The 17,808-nt window shown below is 56.8% G+C and carries 14 protein-coding genes; 6 read left to right on the top strand and 8 right to left on the bottom strand.

The annotated features are described in order from the left end of the window. The first annotated feature begins 544 nt into the window (after positions 1–544). Both malP and malQ read left to right on the top strand, forming a co-directional pair. Positions 545–2,938, top strand: a complete 2,394-nt coding sequence (gene malP, locus PYW49_RS21145; RefSeq protein WP_134348127.1) for a maltodextrin phosphorylase — start codon at positions 545–547, stop codon at positions 2,936–2,938. A gap of 9 nt (positions 2,939–2,947) precedes the next feature. Beyond that, positions 2,948–5,026, top strand: coding sequence for a 4-alpha-glucanotransferase (gene malQ, locus PYW49_RS21140; protein WP_320387425.1), 2,079 nt, complete (start codon positions 2,948–2,950; stop codon positions 5,024–5,026). 111 nt (positions 5,027–5,137) lie between these two features. Here the strand turns inward: malQ and gntT are convergent, their stop codons facing one another. The 3 genes from gntT to gntX all read right to left on the bottom strand — a co-directional run bounded on the left by gntT (position 5,138) and on the right by gntX (position 8,164). After that, complete coding sequence (gene gntT / locus PYW49_RS21135) at positions 5,138–6,454, bottom strand: gluconate transporter (RefSeq protein WP_047345733.1); 1,317 nt, start codon at positions 6,452–6,454, stop codon at positions 5,138–5,140. Positions 6,455–6,843: 389 nt separating this feature from the next. Next, the gene (gene nfuA, locus PYW49_RS21130) at positions 6,844–7,419 is read right to left on the bottom strand and encodes a Fe-S biogenesis protein NfuA (protein WP_134348125.1); all 576 of its coding nucleotides are present in this window, start codon (positions 7,417–7,419) and stop codon (positions 6,844–6,846) included. 61 nt (positions 7,420–7,480) lie between these two features. Further along, a complete protein-coding gene (gene gntX, locus PYW49_RS21125) occupies positions 7,481–8,164 on the bottom strand; it encodes a DNA utilization protein GntX (RefSeq protein WP_320387424.1) in 684 nt (227 codons plus the stop codon). A 36-nt stretch (positions 8,165–8,200) separates the two neighbouring features. Between gntX and bioH the strand changes: the two genes are divergently transcribed. Next, positions 8,201–8,974: a pimeloyl-ACP methyl ester esterase BioH gene (gene bioH, locus PYW49_RS21120; RefSeq protein ID WP_320387423.1), complete on the top strand. Its 774-nt coding sequence runs from the start codon at positions 8,201–8,203 to the stop codon at positions 8,972–8,974. A 111-nt stretch (positions 8,975–9,085) separates the two neighbouring features. Continuing rightward, a complete protein-coding gene (locus tag PYW49_RS21115; RefSeq protein WP_134348122.1) occupies positions 9,086–9,355 on the top strand; it encodes a YdgH/BhsA/McbA-like domain containing protein in 270 nt (89 codons plus the stop codon). Between the two features lie 33 nt (positions 9,356–9,388). Here the strand turns inward: PYW49_RS21115 and feoC are convergent, their stop codons facing one another. The 5 genes from feoC to greB form a co-directional block, all read right to left on the bottom strand. Continuing rightward, positions 9,389–9,625, bottom strand: coding sequence for a [Fe-S]-dependent transcriptional repressor FeoC (gene feoC, locus PYW49_RS21110; RefSeq protein ID WP_125915365.1), 237 nt, complete (start codon positions 9,623–9,625; stop codon positions 9,389–9,391). A gap of 10 nt (positions 9,626–9,635) precedes the next feature. Continuing rightward, positions 9,636–11,954 carry a Fe(2+) transporter permease subunit FeoB gene (gene feoB, locus PYW49_RS21105; protein ID WP_320387422.1) on the bottom strand — a complete coding sequence of 773 codons (2,319 nt, stop codon included), beginning with the start codon at positions 11,952–11,954 and terminating at the stop codon, positions 9,636–9,638. Positions 11,955–11,983: 29 nt separating this feature from the next. After that, positions 11,984–12,211 carry a ferrous iron transporter A gene (feoA, locus tag PYW49_RS21100; RefSeq protein WP_008503050.1) on the bottom strand — a complete coding sequence of 76 codons (228 nt, stop codon included), beginning with the start codon at positions 12,209–12,211 and terminating at the stop codon, positions 11,984–11,986. A gap of 319 nt (positions 12,212–12,530) precedes the next feature. Next, on the bottom strand, positions 12,531–14,861 hold the full coding sequence (locus PYW49_RS21095; RefSeq protein ID WP_320387421.1) for a Tex-like N-terminal domain-containing protein: 2,331 nt from the start codon (positions 14,859–14,861) through the stop codon (positions 12,531–12,533). An 87-nt stretch (positions 14,862–14,948) separates the two neighbouring features. After that, positions 14,949–15,422, bottom strand: coding sequence for a transcription elongation factor GreB (gene greB, locus PYW49_RS21090; RefSeq protein WP_003861614.1), 474 nt, complete (start codon positions 15,420–15,422; stop codon positions 14,949–14,951). A gap of 232 nt (positions 15,423–15,654) precedes the next feature. On the opposite strand from greB, the gene ompR reads away from it, so the two are divergent. Next, a complete protein-coding gene (gene ompR, locus PYW49_RS21085; protein ID WP_001157751.1) occupies positions 15,655–16,374 on the top strand; it encodes an osmolarity response regulator transcription factor OmpR in 720 nt (239 codons plus the stop codon). Further along, on the top strand, positions 16,371–17,717 hold the full coding sequence (gene envZ, locus PYW49_RS21080; protein ID WP_134348119.1) for a two-component system sensor histidine kinase EnvZ: 1,347 nt from the start codon (positions 16,371–16,373) through the stop codon (positions 17,715–17,717). Before ompR ends, envZ begins: the two co-directional genes overlap by 4 nt. The last annotated feature ends 91 nt before the right edge of the window (positions 17,718–17,808 follow it).

The following is a 17,808-nucleotide window of genomic DNA, read 5'->3' as shown; positions in this document are numbered from 1 at the left end:
TTTGCGCTTCGTAATTAATGGATATAAGTTCGGCCAATAAGTTAACTATTGCAAGTTATGTCTGGGTTTTATGGCGCTGAATTTGCACTCTGTCACAAAACATTCCCATAATGGCGGAACTTTCCCAAAAAGGCTTACATGCCGCGTGGCTGCTGGCTTGTCAGGATGCATTGCCGTTGCGCTGTAACTGGTTTCAGAAAGGTATAGTGACGTCAAATTTAATAAAGTTTGGGTAATGTAATGCGATCTTAATAGTCCTGTAAGGTATTGCTTAATTGCAGATATATTACTCTACGTAAGTAATCATTTCCCGGTGGTTTAATTTCCCTCGAAACTGCATTTCATTTCTTTGACATTCTGCGCGGTTACTTTTTTATCTTCAGGGCACACTCCAGCTATGCTCTTAGAGTGGCCTCGATCACACTTTTCTGCTCATCCCCGCTACTCCTCCCTGTCTAATCCCCTGCGGGAGGAGGAAGAGGGGAAATGAGCCAGGCACACTAGCGCCAACTTGTGTTTTCTTTCTAAAGGATGCCGATCCCCTATGTCACAGCCTACCTTCAACAAAGCTCAATTCCAGGCTGCCCTGACGCGTCAGTGGCAGCGTTTTGGCCTTCATGCTGCAAACGAAATGACGCCTCACCAGTGGTGGCAGGCAGTGAGCGGTGCGCTCGCAGAGCAACTGGATGCTCAACCTCTGGCAAAACCGGTAAAAGGTCAGCGCCATGTAAACTACATTTCGATGGAATTCCTGATTGGCCGTCTGACGGGCAACAACCTGCTGAACCTTGGCTGGTATCAGGAGGTGGGGGATGTGCTGAAAGAGCACGACATTAACCTGACCGACCTGCTGGAAGAAGAGATTGACCCGGCGCTGGGCAACGGTGGTCTGGGGCGTCTGGCGGCCTGTTTCCTTGATTCCATGGCGACCGTCGGCCAGTCGGCGATTGGCTATGGCCTGAACTATCAGTACGGCCTGTTCCGTCAGTCATTTGCCGATGGCCATCAGATGGAAGCGCCGGACGACTGGCATCGCAATACCTACCCGTGGTTCCGCCATAACGCGCAGCTGGATGTGCAGGTAGGCATTGGCGGGAAAGTCACGAAGCAGGGCCTCTGGGAACCGGCGTTCACCATCACTGGCGAAGCCTGGGACCTGCCGGTACTCGGCTACCGTAACGGTGTGGCGCAGCCGCTGCGCCTGTGGCAGGCGAAGCATGCGCATCCCTTTAATCTGACCAAATTCAACGACGGCGATTTCCTGCGCGCCGAGCAGCAGGGTATCGACGCCGAGAAGCTGACGAAAGTGCTCTACCCGAACGACAACCACCTGGCGGGTAAAAAACTGCGTCTGATGCAGCAGTACTTCCAGTGCGCCTGCTCCGTGGCGGACATTCTGCGTCGCCATCACCTGGCGGGCCGTAAGCTGGCGCAGCTGCCTGACTTCGAAGTGATTCAGCTCAACGACACACATCCAACCATTGCCATCCCTGAACTGCTGCGCGTGCTGATCGACGAGCACCAGCTGAGCTGGGATGACGCCTGGGCGATCACCAGCCGCACCTTCGCTTACACTAACCACACCCTGATGCCAGAAGCGTTGGAGTGCTGGGATGAGAAGCTGGTGAAAACGCTGCTGCCGCGCCACATGCAGATCATCAACAAGATTAACGACCAGTTTAAAACGCTGGTGGATAAAACCTGGCCGGGCAACAAAGCGGTCTGGGCGAAGCTGGCGGTGGTGCATGACAAGCAGGTACGCATGGCGAACATGTGCGTGGTGAGCGGCTTTGCGGTGAATGGCGTGGCGGCGCTGCACTCGGATCTGGTGGTGAAAGATCTCTTCCCGGAATACCACCAGCTGTGGCCGACCAAATTCCACAACGTGACCAACGGCATTACGCCGCGTCGCTGGATCAAGCAGTGCAACCCGCTGCTGGCCGGTCTGCTGGACAAAACGCTGAAGAAAGAGTGGGCCAACGATCTGGACCAGCTGATCAACCTGGAAAAATACGCTGATGACGCGAAGTTCCGCGAGCAGTACCGCGCCATCAAACGGGAAAACAAAGTTCATCTGGCGGCGTTTGTGAAAGCGCGTACCGGGATTGAGATCAACCCGAATGCGATTTTCGATATTCAGATCAAGCGTCTGCACGAGTACAAACGCCAGCACCTGAACCTGCTGCACATTCTGGCGCTGTACAAAGAGATCCGTGAGAACCCGCAGGCCGACCGTGTGCCGCGCGTGTTCCTGTTCGGCGCGAAAGCGGCACCGGGCTACTACCTGGCGAAAAACATTATCCTCGCCATTAATAAAGTGGCGGCGGCGATCAACAACGATCCGAAGGTTGGTGACAAGCTGAAGGTGGTATTCCTGCCGGATTACTGCGTCTCTGCGGCTGAAATGCTGATCCCGGCGGCGGATATCTCCGAGCAGATCTCGACCGCAGGGAAAGAAGCGTCCGGTACCGGCAACATGAAGCTGGCGCTGAACGGTGCCCTGACCGTCGGTACGCTCGACGGGGCCAACGTCGAAATCGCCGAGAAGGTGGGTGAAGAGAATATCTTTATCTTCGGCCACACCGTGGAAGAGGTGAAAGCCATTAAGGCCAAAGGCTACGATCCGGTGAAATGGCGTAAGAAAGACAAAGTGCTCGATGCGGTACTGAAAGAGCTGGAAAGCGGTAAATACAGCGACGGCGACAAGCACGCGTTTGACCAGATGCTGCACAGCATGGACAAACACGGCGGTGACCCGTATTTGGTGATGGCAGATTTCACGGCCTATGTGGAAGCGCAAAAACAGGTCGACGTGCTGTATCGCGACCAGGACGCGTGGACCCGGGCGTGCATTCTGAACACCGCCCGCTGCGGTATGTTCAGCTCTGACCGTTCAATCCGTGATTATCAGGCCCGTATCTGGCAGGCAAAACGCTAAGGAAGCGCGATGGAGAGTAAACGTCTGGACAGCGCCGCGCAGGCGGCGGGGATCAGCCTCAGTTACATTAATGCTCACGGCAAACCGCAGTCTATTGGCGCCGACACCAAAAGACGTTTGCTGGACGCCATGCACAAAACCGACGCGAAAGCGTCGGCTGCACCAGTCCCGAACGTGAAGGTTTTCACCTCGGGTAAAAAGATGCCGCTGGCGGTGGAGGGGCGCGGCGAGTTTAACTGGCTGCTCACCACCGAAGACGGCCAGCAGCACAAAGGCCACGCCACCGGCGGCAAAACCCTTAACCTTCCGGCGAAACTGCCGGAGGGCTACCACACCTTAACGCTCACCCAGGATGACCAGCGTTTCCATTGTCGGGTGATCGTCGCGCCAAAACGCTGCTATGAGCCGCAGGCGTTGCTTGAGGGCAAAAAGCTGTGGGGTGCCTGCGTACAGCTCTACACCCTGCGTTCCGACAGCAACTGGGGCATCGGCGATTTTGGCGATCTGCAGAAAATGCTGGCCTCTGTGGGGGAGCGCGGCGGTGCGTTTATCGGACTCAACCCGATTCACGCGCTCTATCCGGCCAACCCGGAGAGCGCCAGCCCGTATAGCCCCTCATCCCGCCGCTGGCTGAACGTGATTTACATCGACGTTAATGCGTTAGACGACTTCAAAAACAGCAAAGAGGCACAGGCGTGGTGGAAACTCAGCACCACGCAGCAGGCCCTGAAGCAGGCGCGCGACGCGGACTGGGTGGACTATTCTACCGTCACGGCGCTGAAAATGGCCGCGCTGCGTCTGGCGTGGAAAGGCTTTTCGCAGCGCAATGATGAGCAGATGGCCGCGTTCCGCCAGTTTGTCACTCAGGAGGGCGAGAGCCTGTACTGGCAGGCGGCATTTGATGCGCTGCATGCGTATCAGGTGAAAGAGGACGAAATGCGCTGGGGCTGGCCGGTCTGGCCGGAAGCGTATCAATCCGTCGACACCCCTGAAGTGAAGGCATTCTGTAAAAAATACGCGGATGAAGTAGATTTCTACCTGTGGCTACAGTGGCTGGCGTACAGCCAGTTTGCCACCTGCTGGCAGGTGAGCCAGGGCTATAAAATGCCTATCGGTCTGTATCGCGACCTGGCCGTCGGTGTGGCAGAGGGCGGTGCGGAAACCTGGTGCGACCGTGAACTCTACTGCCTTAAAGCCTCCGTCGGCGCGCCACCGGACATTCTTGGCCCGCTCGGCCAGAACTGGGGCCTGCCGCCGATGGATCCGCACGTGATGGCGGCGCGCGCGTACGAGCCGTTTATCGACCTGCTGCGCGCCAACATGCAGAACTGCGGTGCGCTGCGTATCGACCACGTGATGTCCGTGCTGCGCCTGTGGTGGATCCCGTACGGTGAAACGGCGGATCACGGGGCGTACGTGCAGTATCCGGTTGACGATCTGCTGTCGATCCTGGCGCTGGAAAGCAAGCGTCATCAGTGCATGGTGATCGGCGAAGATCTCGGTACCGTGCCGGTGGAAATTGTCAGCAAGCTCCGCGACAGCGGCGTTTACTCCTATAAAGTGCTCTATTTTGAAAACGACCATGAGAAAACCTTCCGCGCGCCGAAAGCGTACCCTGAACAGTCAATGGCAGTCGCGACGACGCATGACCTTCCTACGCTTCGTGGCTATTGGGAAAGCGGCGATCTGACCCTTGGCAAAACGCTGGGTCTGTATCCTGATGAAGAGGTCCTGCGCGGTCTGTATCAGGATCGCGAGCTCTCCAAACAAGGGCTGCTGGATGCGCTGCACAAGCAGGGTTGTCTGCCGAAACGGGCCGGGCACAAGGCGTCACTGATGTCCATGACCTCCACGCTCAACCGTGGTTTGCAGCGTTACATTGCCGACAGCAACAGCGCCCTGCTGGGTCTGCAGCCGGAAGACTGGATTGATATGGCGGAGCCGGTGAACATTCCGGGCACCAGCTATCAGTACAAGAACTGGCGTCGCAAGCTCTCCACAACCCTTGAGAAGATGTTTGCCGATGACGGGGTGAACAGGCTGATTAAGGATTTGGACAAGCGGCGAAAAGCAGCCGCGAAGAAGTGATAAAAAAACCCGCCAGTGGCGGGTTTTTTATTGCCCGGTGGCGCTACGCTTACCGGGCCTACATGGCGCGAGTAGGTCGGGTAAGGCGAAGCCGCCACCCGACTTATGGTATCAGACCACCATATTCAACAGCAGAACCCCGACCAGACCGCACACCGAAATAATGGTTTCCAGCGCGGACCAGGACTTGATGGTTTCACCGATCGTCAGGTTGAAGTACTCCTTGAACAGCCAGAAGCCCGGATCGTTTACGTGAGAGAAAATCACGCTACCGGAACCGACGGCGATAACCATCAGCTCAGGGCTCACACCCGTGGTCGCAATCAGCGGGGCAACGATACCGCCTGCGGTGATCGCCGCAACGGTCGCCGAACCCAGCGCAATACGCAGAACCGCGGCGATAGACCAGGCCATCAGAAGCGGCGACACGTTGGTTTCATGCATCATGGCAGCGATGTATTTATCCACGCCGCTGTCGACCAGAACCTGCTTGAACGCACCGCCACCGCCGATGATCAGGAGCATCATGGCAATGATTTTGATGGACGAGGTCAGCGTGTCGTTGATCTGATCCATTGAACGGCCACGGTTCAGACCGAAGGTGAACATCGCGATCAGGACCGCAATCAGGGTGGCCATCACCGGGTCACCCAGGAACTCCGCAACGGACAGGAACGGATGACCTTTCGGCAGGATCATCTCCGCCACGGCGCGCATCGCCATCAGAATTACCGGTACCAGAGAGGTCCAGACGCTGACGCCAAAGCCAGGCATCTCTTCTTCGGTGAAGGTTTTCGCGCTGTACAGACCTTCCGGGATAGGCTTATCAATGCCTTTCAGGAAGCGGGCATAAACTGGGCCTGCCAGGATTACGGTTGGGATCGCCAGAATCGTACCGAACAGCAGGGTTTTACCCATATCTGCATGGAAGATAGTCGCGATAGCGGTTGGGCCCGGGTGCGGCGGCAGGAAGCCGTGAGTAACGGACAGCGCCGCAGCCATTGGCACACCCACGAACAGCAGCGGGATGTTGGCCGCGGCGGCGATGGTGAATACCAGCGGCAGCATCAGCACGAAGCCCACTTCATAGAACAGCGCAAAACCGACGGTAAAACCGGTTAATACCACCGCCCACTGAATGTTCTTCTTGCCAAATTTTTCGATAAGCGTGGTGGCAATGCGCTGGGCACCACCGCAGTCCGCCAGCATTTTGCCGAGCATGGCGCCGAAGCCCATGATCAACGCCAGGCTGCCGAGCGTGCCGCCGACACCGGCTTTAATCGAGCTGATGACTTTCACCAGCGGCATCCCTTGCATCAGACCGACTGCAAGTGCCACCAGAACCAGAGCGATAAATCCGTTCATTTTGAAACGGATCATCAAGAGCAGTAATAACACAACACCGATAGCAACGATGACTAATGGCATGATTTACCTGGCCTTTGAATTGTTATGGGTAACGTCATTGTTTCAACGACAAATTCCGATTGTCCCAACTGGGAACAGAGTGTTAACGGCACTCATACTGATGCCTTCGAAACCATTAAGTTTAGTCGGCTGTTATAAGGATGCTGAGTGCCCACGAGAATGATACGGGTAACATGACGCGATTGAGAATCACCCTGGGAGGCTAAATTTGAATTATGAGACGCAGGTCAACATATGGAGGTAAACGCAAAACGGTAACCATGAGGTTACCGTTTTTAATGTTTTCACCCTCTCCCGTGGGAGAGGGACGGGGTGAGGGCATCAGACCGCACTTTTTTTTGTAGGCCCGGTAAGCGCAGCGCCACCGGGCAATACAGACGGGCACTGAATTAGTAGTAAGAGTGCTCGCCGCGCTGGTGTTCAGTCAGGTCACGCACGCCTTTCAGTTCCGGGAACTCGTTCAGCAGCTGCTTCTCGATCCCTTCTTTCAGGGTCACGTCGACCATGGAACAGCCGTTACAGCCGCCGCCGAACTGCAGGATCGCCAGACCGTCGTCGGTGATTTCCATCAGGGAAACACGACCGCCGTGGCCAGCCAGCTGCGGGTTGATCTGGGATTGCAGCAGATACTCAACGCGTTCCATCAGCGGGGCATCGTCAGACACTTTACGCATTTTCGCGTTTGGCGCTTTCAGGGTCAGCTGAGAACCCAGCTGATCGGTGACGAAGTCGATCTCCGCATCTTCAAGATACGGTGCGCTCAGCTCATCAACGTAGGCGGTGAGCTGTTCAAATTTAAGGGCAGTGTCAGTTGCTTCCACGGCGTCCGGAGGACAATAAGAAACACCACATTCTGCATTCGGAGTGCCTGGGTTAATCACAAACACGCGGATCTGCGTCCCTTCTTCCTGATTTGCCAGCAGTTTGGCAAAGTGCGCTTGTGCAGAATCGGAAATACGGATCATAGCTTTGGCCTAATAGTTGACTAAATTACCTGGGTATAATCATACGCCCATTGAAGAAGGGCTACAAGGTACGGCACAGACACCATACCTGAACCGACGCGGCGCCGCTTCGCAAAAGCAGTCGGGAAAGTTCAGCAACGGTACTGCCTGTGGTGACGACATCATCCACAATCGCGATATGGAGACCGTCGACCGGCAATTCAAGGCGAAAGGCATTTTTGAGGTTTCTTTTGCGAAGCCGGGCGCTGAGCTGATGCTGGATGGCGGTGGCGTGAACACGCGTGAGCGCGCTGGCGTCATACCGACATCCGAGCCATCGGGCGAGGGGACGGCAGATCAGGTCGCTCTGGTTATAGCCGCGCCGCCAGTGCCGGCGGCGGTATAAGGGCACATTCACCACCCTGTCGATTTTCGGCAACCCACGATGACGACGCGCCTGCAAAACCGCCAGCAAGAGCAGGCGGGCAAGGGGCCGTGCCAGCGAACTCTGGCCGGAAAACTTCAGCGCGTGAATGAGCCTGCTCAGCGGCGGAACATAATCATCCACGGCGACAAGCGCGCTCCATGGCGGGGATTTTTTCAGGCAACGGCCGCAGGGCAGAACGGGGTTTGTGGCCGGTAAACCACACTGTGGGCAGGTCGCGATTCGCCCTACAAGCGATCGCGTGCAGACGGAGCAGATGCCCCATCCGCTGAGTGCAAGTGGCATTTGGCATAGCCAGCACGAGCCGGGCACTGTTAGCATGTGCAACCTCCATGTGAAAAGAGAGAACAGTAACTGATGAAGACGCTGTGGTGGCAGACTGCAGGGACAGGAAATTGCCATCTTGTGCTGCTGCACGGATGGGGCCTGAATGCAGAAGTATGGCATTGCATAAGTGAGGAACTTGCCTCGCATTTCACACTGCATCTGGTGGACTTACCCGGTTTCGGCCGCAGCCGCGGTTTCGGGCCGATGTCGCTTGATGAGATGGCGCAGCAGGTTCTGGAGGCTGCGCCGCAAAATGCTATCTGGCTCGGCTGGAGCCTGGGCGGGCTGGTGGCGAGCCAGATTGCCCTGTCGCAGCCCGAACGCGTGAAGGCGCTGGTGACCGTGGCTTCATCGCCTTGCTTTAGTGCGCAAGAGGCGTGGCCAGGCATAAAACCTGACGTGCTGGCGAGCTTCCAGCAACAGCTGAGCGAAGATTTCCAGCGGACCGTAGAGCGGTTCCTCGCCCTGCAGACGATGGGCACGGAAACGGCGCGTCAGGATGCCAGAACGCTGAAACAGACCGTGCTTTCCCTGCCGATGCCGGACGTGGAGGTGCTTAACGGTGGGCTGGAGATCCTGAAAACGGTTGACCTGCGTGAGCCGCTGGCCGCGCTGGCAATGCCGCATCTACGCATCTATGGGTACCTCGATGGCCTTGTGCCGCGCAAAGTGGTTCCGCTCCTGGACGCACTCTGGCCGGACAGCGAATCGCAGGTCATTGCCAAAGCCGCGCATGCCCCGTTCATCTCTCATCCGGTCGAATTTTGTTCAGCGCTCATTGCGTTAAGTCAACGTTTCGACTGATTATTTTCCATCCAGCCTGGAAAAAGTAACACACCGCAACCATACTCCAGTTGTCGTTGCGGTTGTTCTGCCTACGATAATCAAAACAACAATCCTATGGAGAGTCAGGCTATGAAACTTGTTACAGGTATTGTCACTTCTCTGGTTATTGGGTCACTTTCATTTGGCGTCTTTGCGGCAAAAGAGCTGGAAAAAGATAAAGTTGCAGGAATGAATCTGACCAAAGTTGGTGAGATTTCTACGTCTGACACCACCGCGCCGATGGACGCAAGAAGAGAGCTGTCGAAGAAAGCGGATGAGCTGGGTGGGACGTACTATGTCGTCACCAGTGCTGAAAAGCAGACCAAAAACGTGCGTGCAACGGCGGACGTGTATAAGTAATACGAAAAAGCCGGGCATCACTGCCCGGCTCTATTAGCGCAGTGACCACCACTCCCTGAGGCAGGCTTTTCCTTCCGGACAGCTTTTACAACTGCCGGAGAGGCAACCGTCCGCGTCTTCCTGAATCCGCACGGCTTTCCCCATCGCTTCAAGCCTTTCCAGCATGGCATCGATCATCGGCTGCGGCGTATGCAGGCTGAGGCTCAGCTGTTTCGCCTCCATCCGTCCCTGTAGCGCCAGCAGGTCACGAACCTGAATCAACGATGCCATTGCGTGCTCCTTAGTGACAGTCGCCCGCCGGGCTGCTGCAGCAGGTCGCGGCGGTTTTACGATTAGCCAGCAGGTCGATATCGACGCGGCTGCGCGCGCGCCGTAACAGGCCGAGAACGATCGCGTTAAACAGAACCACCGCGAGGATGCAGACCAGGCTGTAGCGCGGGTGCTGGCTGAAGTTAACGGTCTGATAAAAGAGCGTCGCCAGCGAGTAGGCAATGTTTAACCCCCACAGGATGGAGAAGCCCATCCAGCCGCGGCTGGACTCGCGGGCAATCGCCCCCATCACGGAGATGCAAGGAATGTAGAGCAGAACAAAGATGAGGTAGCTATAGGCCGCGGACGCGCTGCCAAATTTCTCGCTCATCACGCCCATGGCTCCCGTTGCCATTTCGCCGTCGCCTTTGCTCGCTTCAATTGGGTTGGCCAGCACGCTCAGGCTGAAGGTGTCTTTCAGGCTCTGCCAGGTTTCCTCTACGGCACCCAGCAGTTCATGACCGAGATGAAACTCTGCCGGATTAAACTCCTGCTCCTGAATGTTCTCTGCGGTGTAGAGCGTGTTCAGCGTGCCGACAACCACCTCTTTTGCCATTGCACCAGTAAACAGCCCGACGGTTGCCTGCCAGTTATCCTCATGCACGCCAATCGGTTTGAAGACCGGCGTGATGACGCGGCTGACGGAGGCGAGGGCCGAGTCGTTGATGTTATCTGCCGCCTGCCCGCTGAGGGTGAAGCTGTTCAGCGCGCTCAGGAAAATACTGACGATGACAATTACCTTACCGGCGCGTAGCACAAAGCCTTTCAGGCGCTGCCAGGTCTGGATCACCAGGCTTTTCAGGTGCGGCACGTGGTACACCGGGAGCTCCATCACAAACGGTGAGGCCTCACCGCGCATGATCGTGTGTTTCAGCATTAAGCCGGTCAGGATCGCCATCACGATGCCCAGCACATACAGCGAGAAGACCGCCAGCGCGCCCTGCTGACCAAAGAAGGCTGCCGCAAAGACGGCAAAGATCGCCAGACGGGCACCGCAGGACATGAACGGCGCCATCATGATGGTCATCAGACGTTCACGCGGCGCATCAAGGGTGCGCGCACCCATCACCGACGGGACGTTACAGCCAAAGCCGACAATCAGCGGAACGAAGGATTTACCCGGCAGGCCCAGCGCCTGCATCAGACGATCCATCACGAACGCGGCGCGCGCCATGTAACCGGAGTCTTCCAGGAACGAGAGGAACAGATACATCATGCCGATCTGCGGCACCAGCGGCAGAACGGTGTTGATACCGCCGCCGATCCCCTGTGCGAGGAAGATGGTTAGCCATTCCGGGAAGTGCAGGGTGTAACCCACCCACTGAATACCGTGTACGAAGACCGCGACGGAACCCGCATCGAAAATGGGCTGGAGTGCGCCACCGATGTTAATAGCGAGCAGGAACATCACGTACATCACAAGCAGGAAAACGGGCAAGCCGAGGAAGCGGTTTAGCACAACCTTATCCACCGCCGCCGTAAAGCGGCTGGGTTCCGCAGTGAGGGCGTTACTGACAACGTCGCAGATCGAGGCGATGGCCTGGTAACGCGCATCGGCGATGTGCAGCGCCGGGTCGTCCAGCTCGTCGCTAAGACGGGCCACCGTCACGTCCAGTTTATCAGCCGCATGTCCGGCGTAAGCGCGGCTGTAGATATCACCTTCCAGCATCTGCAGGCCGAGCCACAGCCGCTGTTTCGCAGGCATGCTGTTGTCCATCTCCTGCGCCAGCATATTGGCTTCGCGCAGGAGGGGCTGCGCGTAATGCACCAGCTCAACGTCGCGATTGCCCGCGTGACGGTCAATGGCCAGCTTGAGTGCATCAATACCGCGAGCGCGCGTCGAAACCAGCGGAACGACCGGGCACCCGAGACGTGCGGAGAGGGCATCGACGTCGATGCGCAGCTTTTGTTTCTCCGCAATGTCGAGCATGTTGAGCGCCACGATGCAGGGGATCCCCAGCTCCAGCAGCTGCAGCGTCAGATAAAGGTTACGCTCGAGGTTCGAGGCATCGACCACGTTGATCAGCAGGTCCGCGTCGCCGCCAAGAATATAGTGACAGGCAATTTGCTCATCGAGCGAGGTTTGTGACGAAATGGTGGTTAAGGAATAGGTGCCGGGAAGGTCAACCAGCGTCACCTGGTTGTCGGTTGTTGTGAACTGGCCTTCTTTACGCTCAACCGTCACGCCCGCCCAGTTACCCACGCGCTGGCGTGCCCCCGTAAGCTGGTTAAAAAGCGTAGTCTTGCCGGAATTAGGATTGCCAATTAAGCCAATAGTTAACTTTTTCATTTTTTAGACTCACTGAAACCGCTGGCTTGTTATCGGGATAAGGCTTCGACTTCTATTAATGCGAGGTCTTTCTTACGCAGTACCAGATTCACGCGTCGGGTTTCGATGTGAACCGGATCGCCTAACGGCGCCACGCGTACCACCTGGAATGACGAGCCGGGCAGCATGCCCAGTGACAGCAGCTTCTGCCGGTAGGCAGGGCTAATTTCGCGGGTAAAACCGGTAATCTTCCATGCACTGTCTGGAGTGAATTGCATAATGCCTGATTCCACGAAAGGTTAAATTATCTACTATGGGATGATAATGAGAATAGTTTTTATCAGCAATATTAAAACTGTGACGGAATGTTGTTTGCGGTATTAATTTACGGCCTGTTTGACCTTGCTCAATATTTGCTGAAATGACGGGAAAACGAAAAGGGGGGTATTTGTTAACGGGGTGATAACTAGTGGTTTAAATATGGCTACATCCTATTTATTTTAATTCCCTGCGGCCTGCTTGCCGGGCGGCAATGCGTTTGCCCGGCCTACAAAACCGCAGGCCCGGTAAGCGCAGCGCCACCGGGCATTTACAACCTTAGCGTTTCTTACCCATTGCGGCTGCTAGCGCATCCATCATCGCGCTGTTACCTGCAGGCTGGGCATCACGTCCGCGCGGTTTTGCGGCTTTAGCAGCAGGGCGCTGCTGCTCGCGACCGCCACCGTTAGCGCCGCGGCGCGCGTTAGTTTCACCCGGCTGCTCGTCCAGACGCATGGTCAGGGCGATACGCTTACGCTGCAGATCCACTTCCAGCACTTTGACCTTCACGATGTCGCCCGCTTTGACCACGGTGTGTGGATCTTCAACGAACTTATCGGCAAGGGATGAAATATGCACCAGACCATCCTGATGTACGCCGATATCCACGAATGCGCCAAAGTTGGTAACGTTCGTCACCGCGCCTTCCAGCACCATGCCCGGCAGCAGATCGTTCATGGTCTCGATGCCGTCGGCAAAGGTCGCCGTTTTGAACTCAGGACGCGGATCGCGGCCCGGTTTTTCCAGCTCTTTGATAATGTCGGTGACGGTTGGCACACCAAATTTGTCGTCGGTGAAATCAACGGCTTTCAGATTGCGCAGGGCGCTGTTGTCGCCCATCAGATCTTTCAGCGCCTGCTGGGTAGCGGCCAGAATGCGTTCCACCACAGGGTACGCTTCCGGGTGAACGGTGGAGGCATCCAGCGGGTTATCGCCGTGGTTGATGCGCAGGAAGCCCGCACACTGCTCAAAGGCTTTTGGCCCCAGGCGGCTCACCTTCAGCAGCTGCTGACGGTTCTGGAACTGGCCGTTCTCATCACGCCAGGCGACGATGTTCTGCGCCATCATGCGGGTTAGGCCCGCTACGCGGGTCAGCAAAGGAACGGAAGCGGTATTGAGGTCAACGCCGACGGCGTTTACACAGTCTTCCACGACCGCATCCAGCTTGCGCGCCAGCTGAGTCTGGCTCACGTCGTGCTGATACTGGCCCACACCGATAGATTTCGGGTCGATTTTCACCAGTTCCGCCAGCGGATCCTGCAGGCGGCGAGCGATAGAGACCGCACCGCGCAGAGAAACGTCCAGGTCCGGGAATTCCTGGGCCGCCAGTTCAGACGCGGAATAGACGGATGCCCCAGCTTCGCTGACGATCACTTTCTGGGCCGTCACTTTCGGGAACTGTTTCTGCACGTCGAGGTAGAAACGTTCGGTTTCGCGGGACGCCGTACCGTTGCCGATGGCGACCAGCTCCACGTTGTACTTCTCGCACAGCGCGGCCACCACGACGGCCGCTTTGGCTGCCTGGCCGGTGTGCGGATAGATGGTGTCGGTAGCCACCAGTTTGCCGGTTCCGTCAACCACGGCCACCTTCACGCCGGTACGCAGACCCGGATCGAGACCCATGGTCGCGCGCAAGCCGGCAGGGGCGGCCATCAGCAGGTCGTGCAGGTTACGGGCGAAGACGTTAATCGCTTCATCTTCGGCGCGCTCGCGCACGGTGCCCATCAGCTCGGTTTCCAGGTGCATCAGCACTTTGATGCGCCAGGTCCAGCTCACCACGCCTTTACGCCAGCTGTCTGCCGGGGCGTTGTTCAGGCGCAGGCCGAGATGGTCGATGATGATCTGCTCGCAGTGGCTCTCTTTCGGCGGCTCGTCAAACTGCGGGTCGGCGTTCAGGGAGAGCTGCAGCACGCCTTCGTTGCGGCCGCGGAACATCGCCAGCGCGCGGTGAGAAGGGGTGGTAGAAATCGGTTCGTGGTGATCGAAGTAGTCGCGGAATTTCGCCCCTTCTTCCTCTTTACCCGCGACGACGGTAGAGACGATGTGGGCATTCTTCCACAGGTAATCACGCACTTTGGCGAGCAGGGCAGCGTCTTCGGCGAAGCGCTCCATCAGAATGTAGCGTGCGCCATCCAGTGCGGCTTTGGTATCTGCTACACCCTTGTCGGCATCGACAAATTTGGCGGCTTCGGTTTCCGGATCGTGTGACGGCTCGTTCCACAGCAGGTCTGCCAGCGGCTCAAGACCCGCTTCAATCGCAATCTGCCCGCGCGTGCGGCGCTTCGGTTTGTAGGGCAGATAGAGGTCTTCAAGTTCGGTTTTGCTCAGGGTGCCGTTAATGGCGCTTTCCAGCTCGCCGGTCAGTTTGCCCTGTTCGCCGATGGATTTGAGGATCGCCTGACGACGTTCTTCCAGTTCGCGCAGATAACCCAGACGGGTCTCCAGGTTACGCAGCTGCGTGTCATCCAGACCGCCGGTGACTTCCTTACGATAGCGCGCAATAAACGGCACGGTGTTCCCTTCATCAAGCAGGCGAACGGCAGCTTCTACCTGTTCGGCTCTGGCCTGAATATCACCCGCAATAATGCGGCAGAGCGAATCTTTCATCATGGCTTTATCATCTGTTGAGTCAAAAAATCAGGGGATAGTTATACGGGCTGACACGGCAAAATGCCAGCCGGGGAGGGCGCTCTCAGACTATTTTACGTAGACGATCTCATTGACGTACCAGCTGGCTTCACCGGCGGGGGTCTGAACGACGGCCAGGTCGCCCACCTCCTTTTTCAGCAGCGCGCGGGCCATCGGGGAGTCGATGGAGATGTAATCCTTACGACCAAAAATTTCATCGTAGCCGACAATGCGAAAACGCAGGGTGTCACCGTTATCGTTTTCAATCTCAACCCATGCGCCGAAGAACACTTTGCCCTCCTGCTGCGGGGAGTAATCGACAATTTTAAGGTTCTCAAGACATTTGGTCAGATAGCGTACCCGGCGGTCAATCTCACGCAGGCGTTTTTTGTTGTACTGGTAGTCAGCATTTTCGCTGCGATCGCCCAGGCTCGCCGCCCAGGTAACCTTTTTGGTCACTTCAGGACGCTCTTCGCGCCACAGGTAATCCATCTCTTTTTTGAGTTTTTCGTACCCTTCGCGGGTGATCAGGGGCGTTTTCATGGGGCGACCTTCAGACTCGACATCATTGCAAACCTTGCGCACATTACGTATCAAATAGAATAACAGACAGCGTTGATAATGATTTATGTGATGAAATGTGCAGATAAGCTGCTGTTAAATATGCTTTGTAACAATTTCGACTAGAATTTATACCAGAATTAGCTGGTCGAATACGTGCACTTTTTTAGAATACGCTGTTATTAGACTATCCGAACCTTTGGGAGTACACACAATGCAAGAGAACTACAAAATTCTGGTCGTGGATGACGACATGCGCCTGCGTGCGCTGCTGGAACGTTATCTGACCGAGCAGGGCTTCCAGGTTCGTAGCGTCGCGAACGCTGAGCAGATGGATCGTCTGCTGACCCGTGAATCTTTCCACCTGATGGTTCTCGACTTGATGCTGCCTGGCGAAGACGGGCTCTCTATCTGTCGCCGTCTGCGTAGCCAGAGCAACCCGATGCCGATCATCATGGTGACGGCGAAGGGCGAGGAAGTTGACCGTATCGTGGGCCTCGAAATCGGCGCGGATGACTACATTCCAAAACCGTTTAACCCGCGTGAACTGCTGGCGCGTATTCGCGCCGTGCTGCGTCGTCAGGCGAACGAACTGCCTGGCGCACCGTCGCAGGAAGAAGCCGTTATCGCATTCGGTAAGTTCAAGCTGAACCTCGGCACGCGCGAGATGTTCCGTGAAGACGAGCCAATGCCGCTCACCAGCGGCGAGTTCGCGGTACTGAAAGCGCTGGTGAGCCACCCGCGCGAACCGCTCTCCCGTGACAAGCTGATGAACCTGGCGCGTGGCCGCGAATACTCCGCAATGGAGCGCTCCATCGACGTGCAGATTTCCCGTCTGCGCCGCATGGTGGAAGAAGATCCGGCGCATCCTCGTTATATTCAGACCGTTTGGGGTCTGGGCTACGTATTCGTCCCGGACGGCTCTAAAGCATGAGGCGAATGCGCTTCTCGCCGCGAAGCTCGTTTGCCCGCACCCTGTTACTGATCGTCACCTTGCTGTTTGTCAGCCTGGTGACGACCTACCTGGTCGTGCTGAACTTTGCGATTTTGCCTAGCCTCCAGCAGTTTAATAAGGTCCTGGCATACGAAGTCCGTATGCTGATGACCGATAAACTGCAGCTGGAGGACGGCACGCAGTTAGTGGTTCCTCCGGCGTTTCGCCGTGAAATCTACCGTGAGCTGGGCATTTCCCTCTACTCCAATGAAGCGGCGGAAGATGCGGGTCTGCGCTGGGCGCAGCATTACGAATTCCTCAGCCAGCAGATGGCGCAGCAGCTGGGCGGCCCAACGGAAGTGCGCGTTGAGGTCAACAAAAGTTCGCCTGTTGTTTGGCTGAAAACCTGGCTGTCACCCAATATCTGGGTCCGCGTCCCGCTGACCGAAATCCATCAGGGCGACTTCTCGCCGCTGTTCCGCTATACCCTGGCAATTATGCTGCTGGCGATAGGCGGTGCCTGGCTGTTTATCCGTATACAGAACCGACCGCTGGTCGACCTGGAACACGCTGCGCTGCAGGTCGGTAAAGGAATTATTCCTCCTCCGCTGCGTGAGTATGGCGCCTCGGAGGTCCGTTCGGTGACGCGTGCGTTTAACCATATGGCGGCCGGCGTGAAGCAGCTGGCGGATGACCGTACGCTCCTGATGGCGGGGGTGAGCCATGACCTGCGTACGCCGCTAACGCGTATTCGTCTGGCGACGGAGATGATGGGGGAAGAGGACGGTTATCTCGCCGAGTCCATTAACAAGGACATCGAAGAGTGTAACGCCATCATCGAGCAGTTTATTGACTACCTGCGCACCGGGCAGGAGATGCCGATGGAGATGGCCGACCTGAACGCGGTGTTAGGAGAAGTAGTGGCCGCGGAAAGTGGCTATGAACGTGAAATTGATACTGACCTTCAGGTGGGGGAGATTCAGGTGCGCATGCACCCGCTCTCCATTAAGCGCGCGGTGGCTAACATGGTGGTCAACGCGGCGCGCTACGGTAATGGCTGGATTAAGGTCAGCAGCGGGTCTGAACTCAACCGCGCCTGGTTCCAGGTGGAAGACGATGGCCCGGGGATTAAGCCGGAGCAGCGTAAGCATCTGTTCCAGCCGTTTGTGCGAGGCGACAGCGCCCGCAGCACCAGCGGTACAGGCTTAGGCCTGGCAATTGTGCAGCGTATTGTTGATAACCATAACGGGTTGCTGGAGATTGGTACCAGCGAACGGGGCGGTTTGAGCATTCGCGCCTGGTTGCCGGTGCCGGTCACGCGGGGACAGGTGAAAGAGAGTTAATCGGGGTGCGGCCTGATGCCCTCACCCCGGCCCTCTCCCACCGGGAGAGGGAGAAAATATTAAAAAAGGCAACTTTCGTTGCCTTTTTGCT

Source organism: Enterobacter chinensis (assembly GCF_034008295.1).
GTDB lineage: Bacteria > Pseudomonadota > Gammaproteobacteria > Enterobacterales > Enterobacteriaceae > Enterobacter > Enterobacter chinensis.
This window is presented reverse-complemented; position numbering and strand designations above follow the sequence as displayed.

Coding starts and splice junctions, on each gene's coding strand:
- feoA (WP_008503050.1), bottom strand. CDS start 12,211: ATGCAATTCACTCCAGACAGTGCATGGAAGATTACCGGTTTTACCCGC.
- bioH (WP_320387423.1), top strand. CDS start 8,201: ATGAAGACGCTGTGGTGGCAGACTGCAGGGACAGGAAATTGCCATCTT.
- envZ (WP_134348119.1), top strand. CDS start 16,371: ATGAGGCGAATGCGCTTCTCGCCGCGAAGCTCGTTTGCCCGCACCCTG.
- gntX (WP_320387424.1), bottom strand. CDS start 8,164: ATGCTAACAGTGCCCGGCTCGTGCTGGCTATGCCAAATGCCACTTGCA.
- feoB (WP_320387422.1), bottom strand. CDS start 11,954: ATGAAAAAGTTAACTATTGGCTTAATTGGCAATCCTAATTCCGGCAAG.
- nfuA (WP_134348125.1), bottom strand. CDS start 7,419: ATGATCCGTATTTCCGATTCTGCACAAGCGCACTTTGCCAAACTGCTG.
- PYW49_RS21095 (WP_320387421.1), bottom strand. CDS start 14,861: ATGATGAAAGATTCGCTCTGCCGCATTATTGCGGGTGATATTCAGGCC.
- greB (WP_003861614.1), bottom strand. CDS start 15,422: ATGAAAACGCCCCTGATCACCCGCGAAGGGTACGAAAAACTCAAAAAA.
- malP (WP_134348127.1), top strand. CDS start 545: ATGTCACAGCCTACCTTCAACAAAGCTCAATTCCAGGCTGCCCTGACG.
- feoC (WP_125915365.1), bottom strand. CDS start 9,625: ATGGCATCGTTGATTCAGGTTCGTGACCTGCTGGCGCTACAGGGACGG.
- PYW49_RS21115 (WP_134348122.1), top strand. CDS start 9,086: ATGAAACTTGTTACAGGTATTGTCACTTCTCTGGTTATTGGGTCACTT.
- malQ (WP_320387425.1), top strand. CDS start 2,948: ATGGAGAGTAAACGTCTGGACAGCGCCGCGCAGGCGGCGGGGATCAGC.
- ompR (WP_001157751.1), top strand. CDS start 15,655: ATGCAAGAGAACTACAAAATTCTGGTCGTGGATGACGACATGCGCCTG.
- gntT (WP_047345733.1), bottom strand. CDS start 6,454: ATGCCATTAGTCATCGTTGCTATCGGTGTTGTGTTATTACTGCTCTTG.